This window comes from Clostridium aminobutyricum, assembly GCF_017255415.1.
Lineage (GTDB): Bacteria > Bacillota > Clostridia > Peptostreptococcales > Anaerovoracaceae > Aminipila > Aminipila aminobutyrica.
On sequence record NZ_JAFJZZ010000006.1, the window covers coordinates 72,541 to 90,259 of the forward strand.

Below are 17,719 nucleotides of genomic sequence, written 5' to 3' on the forward strand. Positions count from 1 at the left end.
CGTTACTCCTAGAACAATTAACCTATTTAAATAAACTTCTTATGGCTTTTATTTCATCAATTTTCAAACTGTATAATATTATGATGTATATAATACACGCGAATAAAAAGCAAACAAATAATTGTATTATTTCAATAATTGTCCCCCTATTTGAGCAGTCTGCAAATAATTCCTTTACAAATAAAGATCCTGAAATTGCTAATACCGCCGCAATCACTATTTTAATTATTTTAAATTTTGATTCAATAAAATATATATTTGGATATTTCTTTCTTGCTCCAAAGATCAAAAGCAATGTATTTACTGAAAAAGCGATGCTTGTCGCTAATGCTAAGCCATTATGTTGCATAAATCTAACTAAAATTAAACAGAGCACTATATTAACTACTGTACTAATTCCAGCAAAAATCATCGGAGTCTTCATATCATGCATGGAATAATAAACACGCATTAGAAGCTCATTTAAAGCCAAAAAACACATTCCTAAGCCATAAAAAGTAAACGCGCTTGCCGTAAGACCTGTCGCCGTTGAATCAAAAGCTCCTCTTTCATAAACAAGCTTAACTACTTGCGTTCCATAAAAAACAATTCCTAATGAAAAGGGAATCGTAACAATAAGGATTAAATTAACTCCCTTACTAGAAATTTGTGAAAGCTTTGAAATATCATTATTTGTACTTGCTTGTGCAATTTTCGGATAAAATATTGTTGAAATTATGCTAGCGCTCAAACCAGTAATTAATGTGACCAACAACATAGAATAGTATAAAGCAGAAACACTTCCCAATTTTAACTGGGAAGCCAGAGCTTTATCTATAAAAGTATTAATCTGATATACATATGAGCTAATAAATACAGGCACTGCAAGAACAATAATTTTATTAACAACATCAGTAGTTCTAAATGAAATATGATATTTAAACCCAATTTTTCTAGCTTTTAGAAAGACAATAGTAAACCTTACAGCTTGCCCTAACAATATGCCAAAAGCCAAATAATAATAGCTTGTATATTTACTAAAAATGATAGTTGAAATTGCCATTATATTTAATGCATAGCCAGCTAATATTTGAGTTAAGAAAAAGCCTTTATATTGAAGATATGCATCTATAATAGACGCTGTTGATGAAAATAAAGTATATATAAATGTAATCTTTAAAAAGGTACTTGTTAATTCAATACGCTGCTGATCAAATCCGTTCGCTAATAACTCTACTAATTGCCGAGAAAATAAAAGACCGATTACGCTAGCCACAATAGAAAATACTATCAGCAAATTAATAACTCTACTTGTAAAAAGATCCCCTTCTCTATTTCCTGCCTTTTTTATAGTCTGAGAGAATAATGGTATAAACGTTGTAGAAACTGCAGCGAATATCCCTCCAGTTAGAATTCCAGGAATACTTTGAGCCATCACATATGAATCTGTAATATATCCTGCACCAAAAAAATTTGCCATAACAGTTTCTCGTACAAAGCCAAAACATTTTGATATTAGCGTAAGAATAGCCATCATCATTGCTATCTTTGCAGTAGATTCTATTATTTTACTATCTTGTTCTATCATTTAAAACTTGTCCACCTCATACCTATTTGTATTTAATTATACTATCTTTGCCTTTTGTTTACAATAACAAAAGGCGCCTATTGCTGAGAGTACAAAATCTAAGTTGTTAACGGTCATCATAGATTCACAAAATAATAATCCTGGACTCATTCCGCCGATGAGGTTTTTCTTATGCATCTTTTCTCACTAGACTGACCGAATAAGAGCTTGCGAAGCTTTTCGAAGTTCTCATTTAAAACAGTATCACCTTTTTTAATTTTTCATAATCTAATTGCTTCCTTTAAAGCCCTGTTTCAAGTTCTGGATATATTCAATTGATTCTTCACTAGTAAAGGTCATTCATCTGTTTTTCATATTAAATGATATCATAAAAAAACGAAAAAATCCAGGTTCTCCAATGCTTTCTTCCGATAGGTTCTTTGCAGTCCTTCTTTTCCTCACTTATTTACCGACATGCTGCTTTCCTGACAATTCTGCTCCATCTTCTCCAATTTTTATATTTCTGCATATTCAGTTTTCTAAATAAAAAAACTGGTGAGCAACCGTAGCTACTCACCAGAAAAACTTAACATTTTATTTTATTGTGTTTTGCAGTTAATACTATTGTCTGCCGAATATAACTACATCATATCCGTCTGCATCGTCATCAATTTCATATAGAGCTACTGCATCGCCATCTTTAAGATCGCCAGTATAAAGCTTATACTCGCCTTTATCTACTCTGTAGATTACAACCTTGTCAGCAAGTGCAAATCTAACGCCATCAATAACAACTGAATTTCTCTTATCAGCTTCTACAGTTTTAGCTGTAGAGTCAAGCGCAAGCGCAGTCTTATACTTTCCGCTATTTCCACCGGCAGTTACTATTGTAGTTGATGTAACCACACCATTAGCATCAGTCTTCACTTCGTATAAAGCAACGCTTGATAAACCATATCCTGTCCCTGATCTGTAAGCTGGAGCAGTCCAACCGTTAAATAAGGAGTCGCTATTATCATCAGTTAGAGTGTTTAACTTAGCTCCATCCTTGAAACCAACTACATTCCAAACTTTATCGCCATCATCATTTGAATCCTTGTTCTTTTCGTTAAGAACTGCAAATGATTTGTCTCCAGATTTAGCCATTGCTTCAGGCACAATCAACGCAACGATCTTCGCTGTGTCTACAGTATTGTTGTTCTTCTTTTCAAACAATATTGTTGCGCCTGTAATTAGCTTATCAATTTCTACCTTATCAATAGTAGTTGTGTCGTATTCGTCAGCAACGCTATCGTAAGTAAATACTACACAATCAGAAGCAATCTTAGCATTTGTCATAGATATAGATATAGCAGTTAATGAAGAGAAGTTAGCAGCCTGGATACCTCCAGCTGATATACTGATATAGTCAGCAACAGTCTTGCTGGATAGATTGATAGAAGCGCCAGTTGCATAGAACTTGTTAGCTTCTGTGATTTCTCCAGACTTATTTAATCCGTATCCGATTAGAGTATCAGCTGCGAGATATCCAACATCACCCTTCTTGTAAACGAATGTCTTTTCAGTTCCGTCTGCAAGCATCAATTTAGCCTGATAATCAATACCGCTGTCAACTCTTTCAACTACTGCAAAATTGTTAGCAGATGTTAAATTCGTGAAGTCATATACAAATCCTCTTGCATCTAGGAATGCCTTTACATCGTCAGAAACTCTATCTTCTGTAATGGAATCTCCACCATTAACACCATTTAATGTTTCTGCAGCATTCTTATAAGTGTTTGCACCGATAGCAAACTTAGTTGTGTATTCAGTGTCTTTCGCGTTTTTGAAGCTCTTTACAGTGCCTTCAGCAGTTGCAGTACCAACTTCAATCTTTCTGATACCGGTGGTAGTCTCATATACGTAAACTACGTTGTCTGCCTTAAGGTCAGAAATGCTTGAAATACCAGCTAACTGGAACTGAGTGTAGTCAATATTGTCATTGTCATCTTCTACAAAGTCACAACTTAATAAAGAATGATCGTCTGCAATATCTGCAATGTTTGTAGCAGAAACCTGATCGGAACCATTAGCTACCCATTTGTTCACTGACCAAACGTTCTTAATAGTATTTCCTGAAACATCAGCGTTAAGAACATATTCAGGAGTTGTCATACCAGTGGCAATTGCACCTACTGTAGTAACATCTGCTGTGTAGTCAGAAGAATCATCATCTCCATTTAGTAAAACAGCACCTACAGTTAATGTCTGGCTGTTAAAGCTATATTCTTTTTCAGCATCTGTAGTAACAAACTTTACATTTGAACCACTCTGGATGAATCTACCAGTTAACTGAGTGTTATCTTTTGCAATAAATGCAACGATTTCATCATCATCGTTCCTATAAACATTACCACGCTGACCAAGATACTTAGCAGCATTGATAAGAGATTCAGAGATAGTGGAATCTTTAACAATAACTTTTTCATCAACTGTGCAGTTTAAACCAGAAGTAAGAAGGGATACAGCTACACCATCTTTTTTAACTACTTCAGTTTTACCGTCAGAGTTTACAGAAACCTTATCTACTGTTAAAGTGTTGTAGATAATCTGAGCAGCATTCGCCTTATCAACGCCAGTAGCATCCTTAGCTACGTCATCATAAAGCTTTAATTCCTGAGCCTTAGTAACGTAGTTGGAAGGCCAAACACCAGTTAATTCAGCACTGTTTGCAGTGTATCCAACAGCTCTTAAAGCCATAGTTACTGCTTCGTTTACAGTGATTGTCTTACCAGGCATAGCATTTCCAGCTCCGTCTCCAAGCATGATGCCTTTGGAGTTACAGAATGCTAGGTAAGGAACAGCCCAGCTATATCCTGTTGTATCTTTAAAGCTTGTGCTTGCATATCCTGCAAGTGCACTGTCCGGAATAGCTAAAGCTCTTGTAATTAAAGCAGCAAACTCTGCTCTCGTTACTGCCTTAGTAGGCTGATATGTGCCATCCGGGTTACCGGTTACGATACCAAGATCGTATGCTACTTCAATAGCAGATTCGTTAGTGCTTCCACTGATGTCGCTTAAAGATTTAAGCTCTGTGGATGAACCAGCAAATGCCATTGAGAAGCTGGATAGTACTAGTGCTAAAATTAGCACAAATGAAAGTACTTTTCTCATTTTCAATATTCCTCCTTTAGAATGTTCTTCGAAGGGGTCTTTGATTTTTTCTGTGAGCAAATCATCTTCCCCTTCCGAAGATAATTTGACGTTTCTAATAGTCTGTGCTGGTAGAAAGCTCTACACACACATCCCATCTTAGTGAATTATACCCTCTTGGAAACAACATCGTCAACTGAAACAAGCAAATGTAACAGAACTGTAACACATACATCGTTTTAGTCTTTTTAGTCTTTCCTAAGGTTTTCTTTTAACGTTATCATTATATCAATTGTCCGCTAAAAGTCCATTACAGCAATGTTACAGGATTATTAATGTTTGACGTATAGGCTCTTTTTCAGTGAAAAAAGACGCCCCATGTCCGGGGCGTTAACTTTTCTTATTCTTTTACAATAACAACATCTGCTTGAGTCACATCGTCATCACTCACATCATAAACTCTGACAAATTTTCCTGACTTCAAACTAGATAGGTTACCAGCTCTATATTCATCCTTTTTATCATCCCATACATAGATGGACGCGTTACTCCTTACACCAATCATTTTCCCATCTGCACAGGTAATAACCTCTTCTCCATAATCTTGGACCAGTGTCCACGTATTCGAAGTAGTCAATTCATTGAAAACTTTTCCTCTGTAACTCGTTAAATTCGTGTGTACACTCTGTACTTCACCATTTGAAGTGTGAAGCTCATAAAGCTGACCGTCTCCATTTGTCAAACTAGGAACGGACAACCCTTTCTTACCAAACCATGTGATTTTCTTCGTCGCCGTTAGCGTTTCGAACCCTGTAACGGATTCATTATTTACATTAACAGTCGTTAGTGTTCCATTGATAACGCCATAGGCATTTCCAGAAAATCCAACATTTCTCGGAAGAATCATGGAAGTTATTTTTCCGTCTTCTACAAGGTACCACGCTGGAGTTTTCGCTGAATTATATTTATAAAGAGTATCTAAACGATAATCGTCTGCCTTATTGGAGAAAGTCATCTCTTTATTGTAATCTTCCTTTGCTCCGTATGTATAAATTTTGACGGTTTTAGACACAAGTGTTCCCGAAAAATTAGTCATATCACTGTCAAAGCTTCCGGTTGTAAAAGTCATCCCTTTCGCAGACGGAATACTCGTTGCTTTATCCGAATCAGTTCCCTGCGGCGTTTCTGTAACACTAGGAACCATTGCTTTTAACTGCTTTATTTGATTATAAGTCATCTGAGCAGCCATCCCTTTTGTTGCATAAACAGGATAATCTTCTGCTATACCTTTAAAAATATCAACATCTTTCGCTTTTGCAATGTAGTCATCAGGCCAAGTTGTGCCGATTTGTGCTTCCGTATAACCGGCGGCTCTTAGGATCATTGTCAGCATTTCGTTGGTTGACACTTTTTCTCCGGGTTTAAAGGTCCCGTCGGGATATCCCTTTACAATACCGGCCTCAACCGCATATCCGATATACCCGGCCGCCCATTTGTATCCGCTTAAATCAGAAAAATTCGTTTTCACGGCAGACTGAGTTGCTGTTCCATTCACCATAGATGCGATCGGATCAATTGTTTTCACAAGAATAACACAAGCCTGTGCTCTTGTCAGATTGTTTTCCGGATGAAACAGTCCATCCGTATCCCCTGTAATCGCGCCCGCTTCGATCAGCGCAATGGCTGCGTCCTTGCAGGTTGCTCCTTCCAAATCTGTCGGCACGGTCGCCGCAAATGCAGTACTGGTAACCATTAACATCAATGCCAGTATTACTGATCCTATTTTTAATAGTTTTTTCATTTGTTTTCTACTCCCCCTTTAATTTTTTGGCATACTTCGATATAACATCATTGCCACATCACCTTTTGACGCCGGAGCGTTCCAATCAGTTATGTTGCGATCGCCAATCATGCTATTCATATTCATTTGAGCATACTGAATATAATTATCCGGCCACGTTCCTGTTGTTACAGCAGACGAATTCTTACTTCTTATAATAATAGTAATTACTTCTGCATAAGTAACATTACTGCCGGGTTCAAATTTCTGATCTCCTTTTCCGTTAATCAAAGCAGCTTTTGCGCAAGCGTTTATATAACCCTTTGCCCAAGTATATCCGTCCAAATCTTTAAAATATGTTAACTTTTCCATTGATGCAAGATCTGCAGTGTTATTGGTCGCTTTTGCCATCATGGTAGCAAATTCTGCTCTCGTAATACTTTTATCCGGATGAAACAGTCCATCTGAATCTCCAGTAATAACTTTTTTATCCATCAGAAATTTCACCGGAGCGAGCAATGATGTGTTCATCACATCCGAAGGATAAACAGTACCCGCATCCCAATCGCCATAATCTGCAGCAAAAGCAACGCTGAAACTGCTCAATGTCATCACCAGCACGGCAATAATCGATATTACTTTTCTCCCTTTCATATACAACCCTCTTTCTTCATCTCATCATATTACAGCTTTAAACCATTTACATTATTTATTATTACTATATACCAAGACTTGTCATAAAGTCCATTACATCGATATTACAAATTACTTTCGTTCTACGTTGATTAAGCTTGGATACAAATAGACCGAATTCAAATCCGAGGGATGAATGGTATTTCCTGTGGAATCTGTAGAGGCCAATTCAATTGGCTTCACTACCCCGCCGCCATCTGAAATAACAGTAGTGCTTGAGTCCGAAGCCGCTTGCACTGCTTGATATAAAAATTCCCAGACCTGTTCTCCTGCTTTTTCATTCAAGTAACCTGTAATTAGCTGATATCCGTTATCAAGCTTGACCTTCACCTGTCCCGAAAGTTCTTCTTCAGAAACTTGCATGACAATTTTTCGGGATGAGGAAACATACTCTGTTCCGATATCCTTATCACTCGTATTCTTCAGCCAAAAACAATTCATTAATCCGGCTCGGTTGCCTCCCACTAAAGCGCCTCCGCTGTTGGAGCAATTCACTTCTCCCGCATTGTAAGACATCTGTATGCTGGCATAGTTAAGCCCTACCAGTCCGCCTGCGAAACTGCTTCCTTTTACTTTACCGATGTTGTAACTGCTATAGATTTTGTCCTTGCTCAATCCGGCGAGACCGCCTACATTGGTATTGGCTGTTATTGCACCGTCATTATAGCATTTTGATAGCCGGCCCTCTCCGGTATTTTGATACCCTACAATACCGCCTGCTTCCGAATCGGCCACTACTTTGCCTTTATTATAGCAGCGTTCTATGCTTCCTTCATTACTGCCTGCGATGCCACCCGAGGCTTTCCCCGTGATTTGGCCTGTATTATAGCAATCATAAATTTTCGTTTTACTTCCTTTAGCGTATCCGGCAATTCCTCCATTGCTCCCCTCACCGGAAAGCGTTCCTGTATTGTAACAAGATTTTATGTAAAGGGAATAAGCATCTCCATCTGCATAGCCGACAATCCCTCCCGCATAATCCCCAAGACTGCTGACCTCACCTGTATTGCTGCACCCATCTATATTTACAGTCATGCTGGAAGTTGCTAAATATCCAATGATACCGCCCGTTCTTGCTTTGCCCGACACATTGCCCTTATTGGCACACCCCTTCACTGCATCACCTTCAAGACTTGCACTGCCTACAATTCCTCCGACATTGGAGCCACTGCCGGTTACTTTTCCTTTATTCACGTTGCTTTTTAAAGTTTTTGTCGTATAGCCAACAATCCCTCCAACATTAGTAGACCCACTTACATCTGAACTTGAACCCAAAACGCAATTGATCACTTCTCCTGAGTTATACCCGACAATACCACCAACATAGACTCCTCCCTTTATGGAAGAACTCTCTAACGTTAGATCCTCTACACTGCCGCTCGCATCCACATTGCCAAACAAACCCACATATTCGGCAGTGTCACTCTTAGGCCCATACACGCCCGAAATGGTAAAACCGCTTATCGTATGTCCATCCCCGTCAAAAATACCGTCAAAGGGTTTATCCTTTGTTCCGATTGGTACAAAGTTTCCCTCACTCCAATTTGTTTCGCTCGTCGTCTTACTTGGCACAACGGTTGCAAAGTCCGATTTTATTTTGATATCGCTCGTTAAAATAAAGCAGCTCCCATCTGTCGCATGCTCCCTCACATGGTTGAGCTGTGCTTCTGTATTGATCTGATACGGATCGTTTCTGGTGCCCGTTCCAAATGTGAACGCTCCTTCTGAAACGGAATGCACCTTCTGACAGCCGGCATCACCGATCGCCACCGCAGGGGATGTGGTAGTTGCCGTGGTCGATTTCCCCGGTCCTGCAATCACGCTTTCTTTCTTTTTTACATTTAATAGCAAGGTCGCGGCTTCTGCTCTGGTAAGCGCCATGGTCGGCCTAAAGTTCCCTTCCGTGTCTCCTTGCATGTATCCTTTCTGGAACATCAGATTGACATAAGGCAGTGCCCAGTCCCCTATTTCCGCTGCATCTTTCGCGGATTGAGCCGTTTTAGTCGTATCCAGATCGCTTGCTGGAATGACCGAAGCCACCACCTTTGCAGCTTCCTGTCTTGAAATCATTTGGCCGATTCCGAAGGTTCCGTCTTGATACCCTGACGTAATTCCTGCCTCCACGGCGGTTTTAATGGTCGGTACATACCATTCAATGGGATCTACATCCTTAAAAGAAATCACCGTATTGGCGGTGTCGGGAACTGTAGTCAACACATTAGAAATCAGTTTATAGAATTCTTCCCGTTTCATCAGATTATCCGGCAAGAAATACCCCTCCGGATAACCACCGACAATCCCAAGCCCCGCAGCCTCATTAATAATGGCTTCTCCCCAATGCCCACCGGTATCCGTAAACTTGTCCGTCGCGGCCTCCGCTGTCCCACCATTTACAAGTACAGTGGTCATAACCATCACCGCCGAAACGAAGACAGGCAATATTTTTTTCTTCATCATCTTCCAATCCTCCCTCTACATGATGTAAAAGTCGATACTTTTCTTTCCTTCTGTATTCCGTTCTTTCTTATTTCCATCATTTTGTAAATGAATTCATATTAATTATAGCTTCAATAAGGCCAAGTGTCTATTGTTATTGTACTCCCGGTCTTCTGATGGTAATATATACCTATAGTTCTAAATGCCCGCGATTCTGTCTTTAGCTTTGTGCAACCGTTTGGCAATTTTGGGGAAGACTATATATTATTTTAAAATCTGAGGTGTGTGAGAAACCTATGAAGAAGCGATTAATTCATTATGATTTATTACGTATATTTGCAGCTTATTTGATTGTCATGCTGCATCTTTCTGTCCAATATATCCGGCAGGCCCCTGCTTCCTTTGAAGCATACACGCAATGGGAGTATGCCATTGCCTTTTCTGCCTTTTCCAGAATCGGTGTTCCGATTTTCATCATGCTCAGTGGTCTATTTTTATTAAATCCAGATAAAAATATTTCTATTTCGGCGATTTTTACGAAATATTTGCCCAAAATAGTTCTGCTGTTCATCGCTTGGTCTTTTTTTTATGCATTTGCCGAGCAAGATTTCTACCGTCAGGTTTGGGCTTCCGATTTTCACTTTCAGAAGTGCTGGCATGACATGGACCAACAACTCTTTTGGCATTCTGTCCTGCGGGGGAATTATCACATGTGGTATCTCTACATGCTTGCGGGGCTTTACCTGATCACCCCTTTCGTCCGCATTATTGCTGCCCATGCGACGAAGCGGCAATTCTGCTATTTTATGGGGTTATGCATATTGATTACGTTCGTCACTAAATTCAATGATAGTTTATGGAAGTTAAAGCCGCTGTCTGAAACCTTAGACACACTTTCTCTTACGTTTGCCTTTGGCTATGTCGGCTACTTTCTCGCAGGCTATTTTTTAGATAAGATATTCTCAGACTCCGCATCTGATTTGGCGGTTTCTCAATCAACAGAGGCGGCTGCTCTACACGATTGGAAAACCTTTTGTCAGGTTATTTTCAATAAACTTAAACAAAAACTAGATAAGCTGAATAAATACGCAATACTCATTTACCTTTTAGGGGCGGGGGCTTTTTTCTTTACAGTTGCCTGGACGGTTCATGCCAATCCTATGTTTGGCTTCCGTTTTCCAGAGTTGATTTTATTCAGCAATTATTCTCCTACTGTATTTTTAATGAGTTTTGCTGTTTTTACGTTTACAGCCAGATTGAAGCATCTTCAATTTCCGCGGTTTTTGCGGATTATAGCGAAGAAGCTTCCTAAATATATGCTGTTGGTCTATATGATCCATCCTTTTTTTATAGTGGAAGCACGCAGAGGAGGACTTTTACTGGATAGCACTTCTGCCTTCTCACTTCCTTTTAATGCGTTTATTGTTTTTTTGATTAGTTTGGTAATCAGCATCGTGTTACAGCAAATTTATGAAGGATTTCGGCGTATCAGTAAATGGATTATTAAATACATCCGCTAGCAGCTTGTCTTCTTGTTGTATTTTGTTGAATTCCCTGAAATTAGATGATAAAATATAGTTGATTACTAAAATTTTCATGTGTATTTACAAGAGGGGGAAATTAATATGAGAATCTCAGGCTGCAATTCGCTTATGCGATGTCTAGTCTTCTTTTTGGCATTCATACTTGCCATTCCGATCATTTCAGTGCCTACAGCCGTTCATGCTGCAAGCCTCAGTGATATAAGAGATCATTGGGCAGAACAGTATATAAAAACAGCTGTCTCAAAGGGTTTTGTATCCGGTTATCCGGATGCCACTTTTCGTCCTGACAAGGATGTCTCGCGTGCGGAATTTACCAGCATGATTAACAAGGCCTTAGAAAATACCGGTACTGCATCCATCTCCTTTACCGATGTTCCTTCCAACGAATGGTATTATAAAGATATACAAAAGGGGATGTCTGCGTCTTTCGTAGGGGGCTATGATGATAATACGTTTCGTCCAAATTCGCCTGTTACCAGACAGGAAGCGGCGGTGATGTTATCACGAATTATTCCTACTTACGGCAACTCGGCCAATCTCCAAACTTATTCTGACTCTACTTCTGTATCCGATTGGGCAACGACAGCCATGTCCAAGGTATGCTCGAAAGGATACATGGGGGCCTATAAAGACGGAAAGCTTCACCCGTTGGACAATTTAACCCGGGCTCAAACGGCAAAAATACTGTGCGATATTTTAAATTCGGAAACGATTGCTTCCGGCACAACAACAGTACGTTCTACCGGCACAACTCTGTCGAACCGCATTTATACCAATGATGTTGTCCTTCACTCAGATTTAGGGGATGGGGAAGCAACTCTTTCGAACTGTGTTGTGCTCGGTACTCTCTATGTGTACGGAGGGGGAGCTAATACGGTCACCGTTAAAAATTCACGAATTGCCAACGCCATAGTGGAAAAAAGTTCTTCCTCCGTTCGGCTTTTAGCATCAGGGGAATCTGTTATTGCAAACGCGACAACAGGAAAAACCGCTATTCTGGAAACATCAAGTTTGACCGGCGGAATCTATGGAACCGGTTATAATTTGGTTAATATAAAAGGCTCCGCAGATACCACTTTAAAGGGCAGTTTCGTACGAGTGAACGTCATCGGGACTTCCGCTAATGTGGAGCTGGCGTCTGGCGCAATCACCACTTTAACGGTGGACTCTTCCGGTAAAAACTCTGATATTACCATCGGGAGCAACGCCCGTGTAACAACGGCAAATGTCAACGGTGCTGCCGCTTTTCATGGGTCGGGAACCATTAACACCATGAATGCCAACACAGCCGACATCACTTATGAAACGAAACCTACAAGTATAAAAGGTTCCTATAATCCTGGACTCGGAAGCGGCACTCTGAGTAACAGCAGTGTCAGTATTACTCCGAAAAACGGGGCCACCAATGTGGATGTGGATGAACAGATTGTTCTGACATTCAACGCTGCTATTACAAAGTATAACGGTACCGCTTTGACGAGCAGCAATATTGACGATGTTATTAAAGTACGCAAAAAAACCTCTGCCGGCTCGGAAATAGACTTTAGTGCTTCTATCAACAGTGCAAAAAAAGTAATTACTATTACACCGGATGATGATCTTGATGAAGATACAAAGTATTACGTCACCATCGATAAAAATGCATTAAAGATCGGCAGCAGCGCAAATTCTGCTTTTTCTTCCTATTTCACAACAGGAGACGGTTCCGGAGGTTCCTCTACGATAAACGGTATTACTATCTCTCCGAAAAAGGGAGCGACTAATATTGATGTGGATACCAAGATAACACTGACGTTTGACAGTGCAGTGACTAAATATAATGGAAGTGCTTTATCCAGCAGCAATATCCCGGATATAGTAGAACTGCATAAAAAAACCGAATCGGGTACGGAAATTGACTGTTCAGCCTCCATCAACAGCTCAAAGAAAACCATTACCCTAACACCAAAGGATAATTTGGATGAGGATACAAAATATTATGTAACCATTGATAAGAATACCCTTAAAATTGATGGCACAGGGAATAGTGCATTTTCTTCTTACTTTACAACCGATGATGAGTCCAATAGCAGCGTCACCTATTCTCCAAAAAATGGTGCAACAGGTGTGAGCAGTAACATCAATCCAACCATTTCATTTTCCAAGGCTGTTGAGACTTATGCTGGTAAGACGGTTGCCAATTCCTATTTGGACAGCGATGTGATTATCTTTCGGGAAGGAAGCTCCAGCGGCACAAAAGTACCGTTCGACGCAATTATTAATTCCTCAAAAAAGACGATTACTATTGAACCAAAATCCAAACTGAAAGAAGGTCAAAAATATTATCTGGCCATTGTCAGTAAGCAATTTCGAACACAGTCGGGGCAAACCAATATTGCAGCGAGCAGCGTGACTTGGACGACGGCCACCAACATGGATACCAGTGCCATTGATACAGCGATTACCCGTGCCAACAACGCCAAATCCGGAGTGGTTGTCAGCAACGACGGTTCGGAGTATTTTTCAACTGTTTATTGGGTGACCCAAGCGCAGATGAATGCTTTAAATTCGGCGATTTCGACAGCGACATCTGCGAAATCTACCGCAACGACTACGGCGCAGGTCCAAAATGCCGTAACGGCTCTGGATACGGCCACGGCAGCCTTTACGAGCAGTAAAAAGCCGGGGATAAAAGCTCAAGTAAATACGACCATTCTGCAGTCGGCGATTTCAAATGCAAAAAATGCCAAAGAGGGCATCGAGATCAGCGCAGACGGATTTGAATTGGCTCCCGATAAAAAATGGGTAACGCAGCAGATCATGAATGACTTGAACAATGCCATAAGTACGGCCGAAGCACAGATCAAGACGGTGGATAAGGCCACTGATGTCAGTGCCTATACGATAACGTTGAACACTGCGGTAGATACTTTTAAAACAAAAATTTCTTACGGGAATAAGGCCAATAAAGCGAGCCTGCAAAACGCAATAAATGAGGCAAATCAGATGCTTAGCACGGTGGACGCCCTCGCCGATAGTGCCGCTCAGGTTCCTCAGGGGAAAAAGTGGGTGACACAAGCAGAATATAATGCATTGGGAACGGCCATCAGTTCTGCCGAAGCTGTGAATAACAAGAAAACCGCTACTCAGGCAGAAGTGGATACTATGACCACAACGTTAAAAGCTGCTACGCAGTCTTTCCCTATTAAAGAGGGTACGGCCATATAAAGAATTGATCCCTTAAGCGGAACTTTCTTACGATACAAAAAATAAAAGGGTACGCCCAGTATGGATTCAACTCCATAGTAGGCGTACCTATTTTCATGTCCTTCAGGTCTTTTTCCTTTAAAACGGATACCAAAATACCGCGCCGATGCTTGTCTTGAGTGCGACTCCGTAAACGAAAACCAGTATCGATAAGACAGCAAACAGCATATCCGTCTTTGACAACGGTTTTCTGTGATACCAGGTTCTTTTCTTATTTTTCCCAAAGCCTCTCAAATCCATCGCATTGGATATGGCCTCAATTCTGCTGAGTGAAGAAAGCAGCAGCGGGATCATTACCGTTCCGTAATTTTTCAGTCTTACAAAGATGTTTGCATCTCCTTTTTGAAACGCCACCCCTCTTGCTTCCTGCGCTTGAATAATATGGTCCACTTCTGCCTTCACATCCGGGATGTACCGCAGTGCGATACTGACCGCATAGGCGATTTTATAAGACACCCCAAGCCGATTGATGCTGCAGGCAAAGCTGCTCGGGTGAGTTGTAAAAATAAACAGGATCGTCATCGGGATCATGCATACGTATTTCAGCGCTAAGGTCATGCAATAAAACAAGGTTTCATAGGTAATCGAATAAACGCCGCCCAATGAAAACAGATCGGTATGGCTTCCTGCCAACTTGGAGCCGAACTCCGGCGTTACAATCATTAAGAAAATCGAGTTGAAAATTGTGAACACCAAGATGAAGGCAAAAAACGGCCAGATTGCTTTATTGGGAAGCTTCGATGCTTTCAGCATGGCAAGACCTAAAAGCAGCACGCCGATGAATACCCTCGCATCCATAAACGCGAAAACAAAAGCAGTCCATGCGACCAGCATCAACAGCTTTATACTGCCATCCAACCGGTGAAAAATCGAATTCCGCTCAATATATAGTGCACCGCTTTTACTCATAGGCTGCACCTCCTGTTACCCGTCGCGTAAAATAAGCAATAAACGAGCTTAAATCCTCTACGCCGAATAATCGGCCCATTTTTTCGATGGAAGTGTGTTTTAAGTTTGCTCTTTCAATCAGGTCCTGATCGGATAGGATGTTGTCCATGGTATCCTGCCTCACCACTCTTCCGCCGGAAAGGACCACCCCTCTGTCTGCATATTCCAGCGCGAGGTGCATATCGTGAGTAATCAGCAGGATGGATACGCCGCTTGCCTTAATGTTGGATAAATATTGCATGAACTCACGGTAACTGGTATAGTCCTGCCCGGCCGTCGGCTCGTCTAGGATGATAATGTTCGGCCCCATCGCCAAAATAGAAGCAATCGTCAATCGCTTCTTCTGTCCGTAACTGAGCGAAGCAACCGGCCAATTTCGATAGTCTTCTAATCCGCAGATGCGCAGGGCTTCGTTTACGGCCTCTTCCACCTTCGCCTCTGAAAATCCAATATTCCTAGGGCCAAAAGCAATTTCATCAAAGATCATCGTTTTCGTAATCATATGATTGGGATTTTGCATTACATAGCCTATTGTCGATGCACGTTTTTTAATGGACCAACCATCGATACATTCCCCTTGATAATACATATGCCCCTCTTGATACTTTGCAAGTCCCGAGATGGCTTTGAGCAGCGTTGATTTGCCGGCACCGTTGTTTCCGACGACAGCAATCATCTCTCCTTTCTTCACATCAAAGGTGATGTCCTGTATTGTATAGGGGTCTTCTTTATAATATTTATAGGACACTTTTTCTATTTTAAGCAGCTCCTCCGTTGGGTTTACTTTTTCATCGAAAGAGTCGTCCATGAAGCAGGTTAGGACTTGATCTCTAAACTTGATCGTATGCTCGATTTCCGATATTTTATCTTCAAGCTTCAGCTCTGCACCGCAAAATTTAAGCATCTCAACATAAAGCGGCTGCCGCAGTCCCATCTGGGGAAGTTTCCCGCTTGCAAGCAATTCGTCAGGCGTACCGTTAAAGGCTATTCTACCTTCATCCATGATAACCACCCGATCAAATCCATGCTCCAAGACGTCTTCAATTCGGTGCTCAATAACCAGAATGGTTTTTTTCTCTTTATCGCGAAGCATACTGATGGTCTCCATCGCCTTCTTGCCGCTGGCCGGGTCTAAATTCGCCAAAGGTTCGTCAAATAACAAAATAGGCGCCTTCATTGCGAGGATTCCCGCAATAGCCACCTTTTGTTTCTGTCCCCCGCTTAGACTGTCGGGAGGAGTATTCTTTTGTGCAAGCATATCTACCAAATCCAGTGCCATATCAGACAACCGATGCATTTCTTTCGTTGGGACGCAGTCATTTTCCAGTGCGAAGGCTGCATCTTCTCCTGCGGACAGGCCTACAAACTGGCAGTCTTGGTCTTGCAGGATCGTCCCCACGTGACTGCCCATCTCGAAGAGCGAATGGTCCGACGGCACCTCTCCATTTACCTGTATCTCACCGCTTAAATCGCCCTTATAGGTATACGGAATCAGCCCATTGATACAATGAGCTAATGTGGACTTGCCGCTTCCGCTCCTGCCGGTGATTAACACCTTTTCGCCTTCTTCAATTGCCAAATCGATATGGTTCAGCGTATATTCACTCAAGTTATTATATTTAAATGAAAAATCGTTCAATGAAATAATCTTCATAGATCTATTCGTCCTTTATTTTCCCTTCGTCAAGCCGCTATTCTTCGTTCGGCTTTTGGCGATAATCGCAATGGCAGGCACACCGATGACAAAAACCACTACCAAATTGGAGATATTGGCTAGTGTGATCTGAATGAACAGCTTCTCTGCAGGCTCCCCATATAAATGGACATCTCCGAAATACGCCATCATGCTGCCGACAAACATTCCTACTGCCGACCAGATATATAAACTGAGAATATTGAGTTTCGTGCAAACGCCGTTCAATGGGTCAAACCGCTTGTCCATGCGAACAAATCCGCCGAAGAAGCCCAGCATAGCCGACATAAATACCCAGCTCCACCAAACGCTTCCGTACATAAACGCATCGTTTAAAGCATGCCCGATAAATCCGATCAAAAATCCGGCTGCGGGTCCAAAAAATGCACCGAAGATAGGAAGCAATACGATGGCAATTCGAAAAGACGTGTTCGGGCCGATCGGTATCGCGACTGCCGATAAGGCTGCGTACAGTGCCGCTCCGATTCCAACTGCAACCACCGTCTTTGTGCTCATGCTTTTTCCTCTTTTTTTACTGATAAGAAATATGATGATGCAAAGAACAACGGCTATGCCAACTGCTATAAGTCCCTGAAGCGTTATGATTGATGTGAAAAAACCTTTGATCCCTTCCATGATACTTTCTCCTTTTCTTTTTTCGTCCTTTTTAAACAATATAGCTAAAAATATGACAGATGAAT

Annotated in this window: 10 protein-coding genes; 2 read left to right on the forward strand and 8 right to left on the reverse strand. The window is 41.1% G+C overall.

The features are described from left to right. Window positions 1–22: 22 nt before the first annotated feature. The 5 genes from murJ to JYB65_RS11975 form a co-directional block, all read right to left on the reverse strand. Window positions 23–1,567 carry a murein biosynthesis integral membrane protein MurJ gene (gene murJ, locus JYB65_RS11955; protein WP_206582922.1) on the reverse strand — a complete coding sequence of 515 codons (1,545 nt, stop codon included), beginning with the start codon at window positions 1,565–1,567 and terminating at the stop codon, window positions 23–25. A gap of 600 nt (window positions 1,568–2,167) precedes the next feature. Continuing rightward, entirely contained in the window at window positions 2,168–4,759 is a 2,592-nt protein-coding gene (locus tag JYB65_RS11960) for an S-layer homology domain-containing protein (protein WP_206582923.1), read from the reverse strand. 319 nt (window positions 4,760–5,078) lie between these two features. Continuing rightward, window positions 5,079–6,479: an S-layer homology domain-containing protein gene (locus tag JYB65_RS11965; protein ID WP_206582924.1), complete on the reverse strand. Its 1,401-nt coding sequence runs from the start codon at window positions 6,477–6,479 to the stop codon at window positions 5,079–5,081. 18 nt (window positions 6,480–6,497) lie between these two features. Beyond that, window positions 6,498–7,112 carry an S-layer homology domain-containing protein gene (locus JYB65_RS11970; protein ID WP_206582925.1) on the reverse strand — a complete coding sequence of 205 codons (615 nt, stop codon included), beginning with the start codon at window positions 7,110–7,112 and terminating at the stop codon, window positions 6,498–6,500. Window positions 7,113–7,223: 111 nt separating this feature from the next. Next, entirely contained in the window at window positions 7,224–9,608 is a 2,385-nt protein-coding gene (locus JYB65_RS11975) for an S-layer homology domain-containing protein (RefSeq protein WP_206582926.1), read from the reverse strand. 275 nt (window positions 9,609–9,883) lie between these two features. Here JYB65_RS11975 and JYB65_RS11980 point away from each other — a divergent pair, with 275 nt between their 5' ends. Further along, complete coding sequence (locus JYB65_RS11980; protein WP_206582927.1) at window positions 9,884–11,107, forward strand: acyltransferase; 1,224 nt, start codon at window positions 9,884–9,886, stop codon at window positions 11,105–11,107. Between the two features lie 105 nt (window positions 11,108–11,212). Further along, on the forward strand, window positions 11,213–14,338 hold the full coding sequence (locus JYB65_RS11985) for an S-layer homology domain-containing protein (RefSeq protein ID WP_206582928.1): 3,126 nt from the start codon (window positions 11,213–11,215) through the stop codon (window positions 14,336–14,338). A 117-nt stretch (window positions 14,339–14,455) separates the two neighbouring features. Here JYB65_RS11985 and JYB65_RS11990 read toward each other — a convergent pair whose 3' ends face one another. Genes JYB65_RS11990 through JYB65_RS12000 form a run of 3 tightly spaced genes read right to left on the reverse strand, consistent with a single transcriptional unit; the run spans window position 14,456 to window position 17,654 of the window. Further along, window positions 14,456–15,286: an energy-coupling factor transporter transmembrane component T family protein gene (locus JYB65_RS11990; RefSeq protein WP_206582929.1), complete on the reverse strand. Its 831-nt coding sequence runs from the start codon at window positions 15,284–15,286 to the stop codon at window positions 14,456–14,458. Then, a complete protein-coding gene (locus JYB65_RS11995; RefSeq protein WP_209010519.1) occupies window positions 15,279–16,979 on the reverse strand; it encodes an ABC transporter ATP-binding protein in 1,701 nt (566 codons plus the stop codon). Before JYB65_RS11995 ends, JYB65_RS11990 begins: the two co-directional genes overlap by 8 nt. A gap of 15 nt (window positions 16,980–16,994) precedes the next feature. Then, complete coding sequence (locus JYB65_RS12000; protein ID WP_206582930.1) at window positions 16,995–17,654, reverse strand: ECF-type riboflavin transporter substrate-binding protein; 660 nt, start codon at window positions 17,652–17,654, stop codon at window positions 16,995–16,997. Window positions 17,655–17,719: the final 65 nt, after the last annotated feature.

Excerpts from the sequence above, each read along its gene's own strand:
- JYB65_RS11975 (WP_206582926.1), bottom strand. The coding sequence starts at position 9,608 with ATGATGAAGAAAAAAATATTGCCTGTCTTCGTTTCGGCGGTGATGGTT.
- JYB65_RS11985 (WP_206582928.1), top strand. The coding sequence starts at position 11,213 with ATGAGAATCTCAGGCTGCAATTCGCTTATGCGATGTCTAGTCTTCTTT.
- JYB65_RS12000 (WP_206582930.1), bottom strand. The coding sequence starts at position 17,654 with ATGGAAGGGATCAAAGGTTTTTTCACATCAATCATAACGCTTCAGGGA.
- JYB65_RS11995 (WP_209010519.1), bottom strand. The coding sequence starts at position 16,979 with ATGAAGATTATTTCATTGAACGATTTTTCATTTAAATATAATAACTTG.
- JYB65_RS11980 (WP_206582927.1), top strand. The coding sequence starts at position 9,884 with ATGAAGAAGCGATTAATTCATTATGATTTATTACGTATATTTGCAGCT.
- JYB65_RS11970 (WP_206582925.1), bottom strand. The coding sequence starts at position 7,112 with ATGAAAGGGAGAAAAGTAATATCGATTATTGCCGTGCTGGTGATGACA.
- murJ (WP_206582922.1), bottom strand. The coding sequence starts at position 1,567 with ATGATAGAACAAGATAGTAAAATAATAGAATCTACTGCAAAGATAGCA.
- JYB65_RS11965 (WP_206582924.1), bottom strand. The coding sequence starts at position 6,479 with ATGAAAAAACTATTAAAAATAGGATCAGTAATACTGGCATTGATGTTA.
- JYB65_RS11990 (WP_206582929.1), bottom strand. The coding sequence starts at position 15,286 with ATGAGTAAAAGCGGTGCACTATATATTGAGCGGAATTCGATTTTTCAC.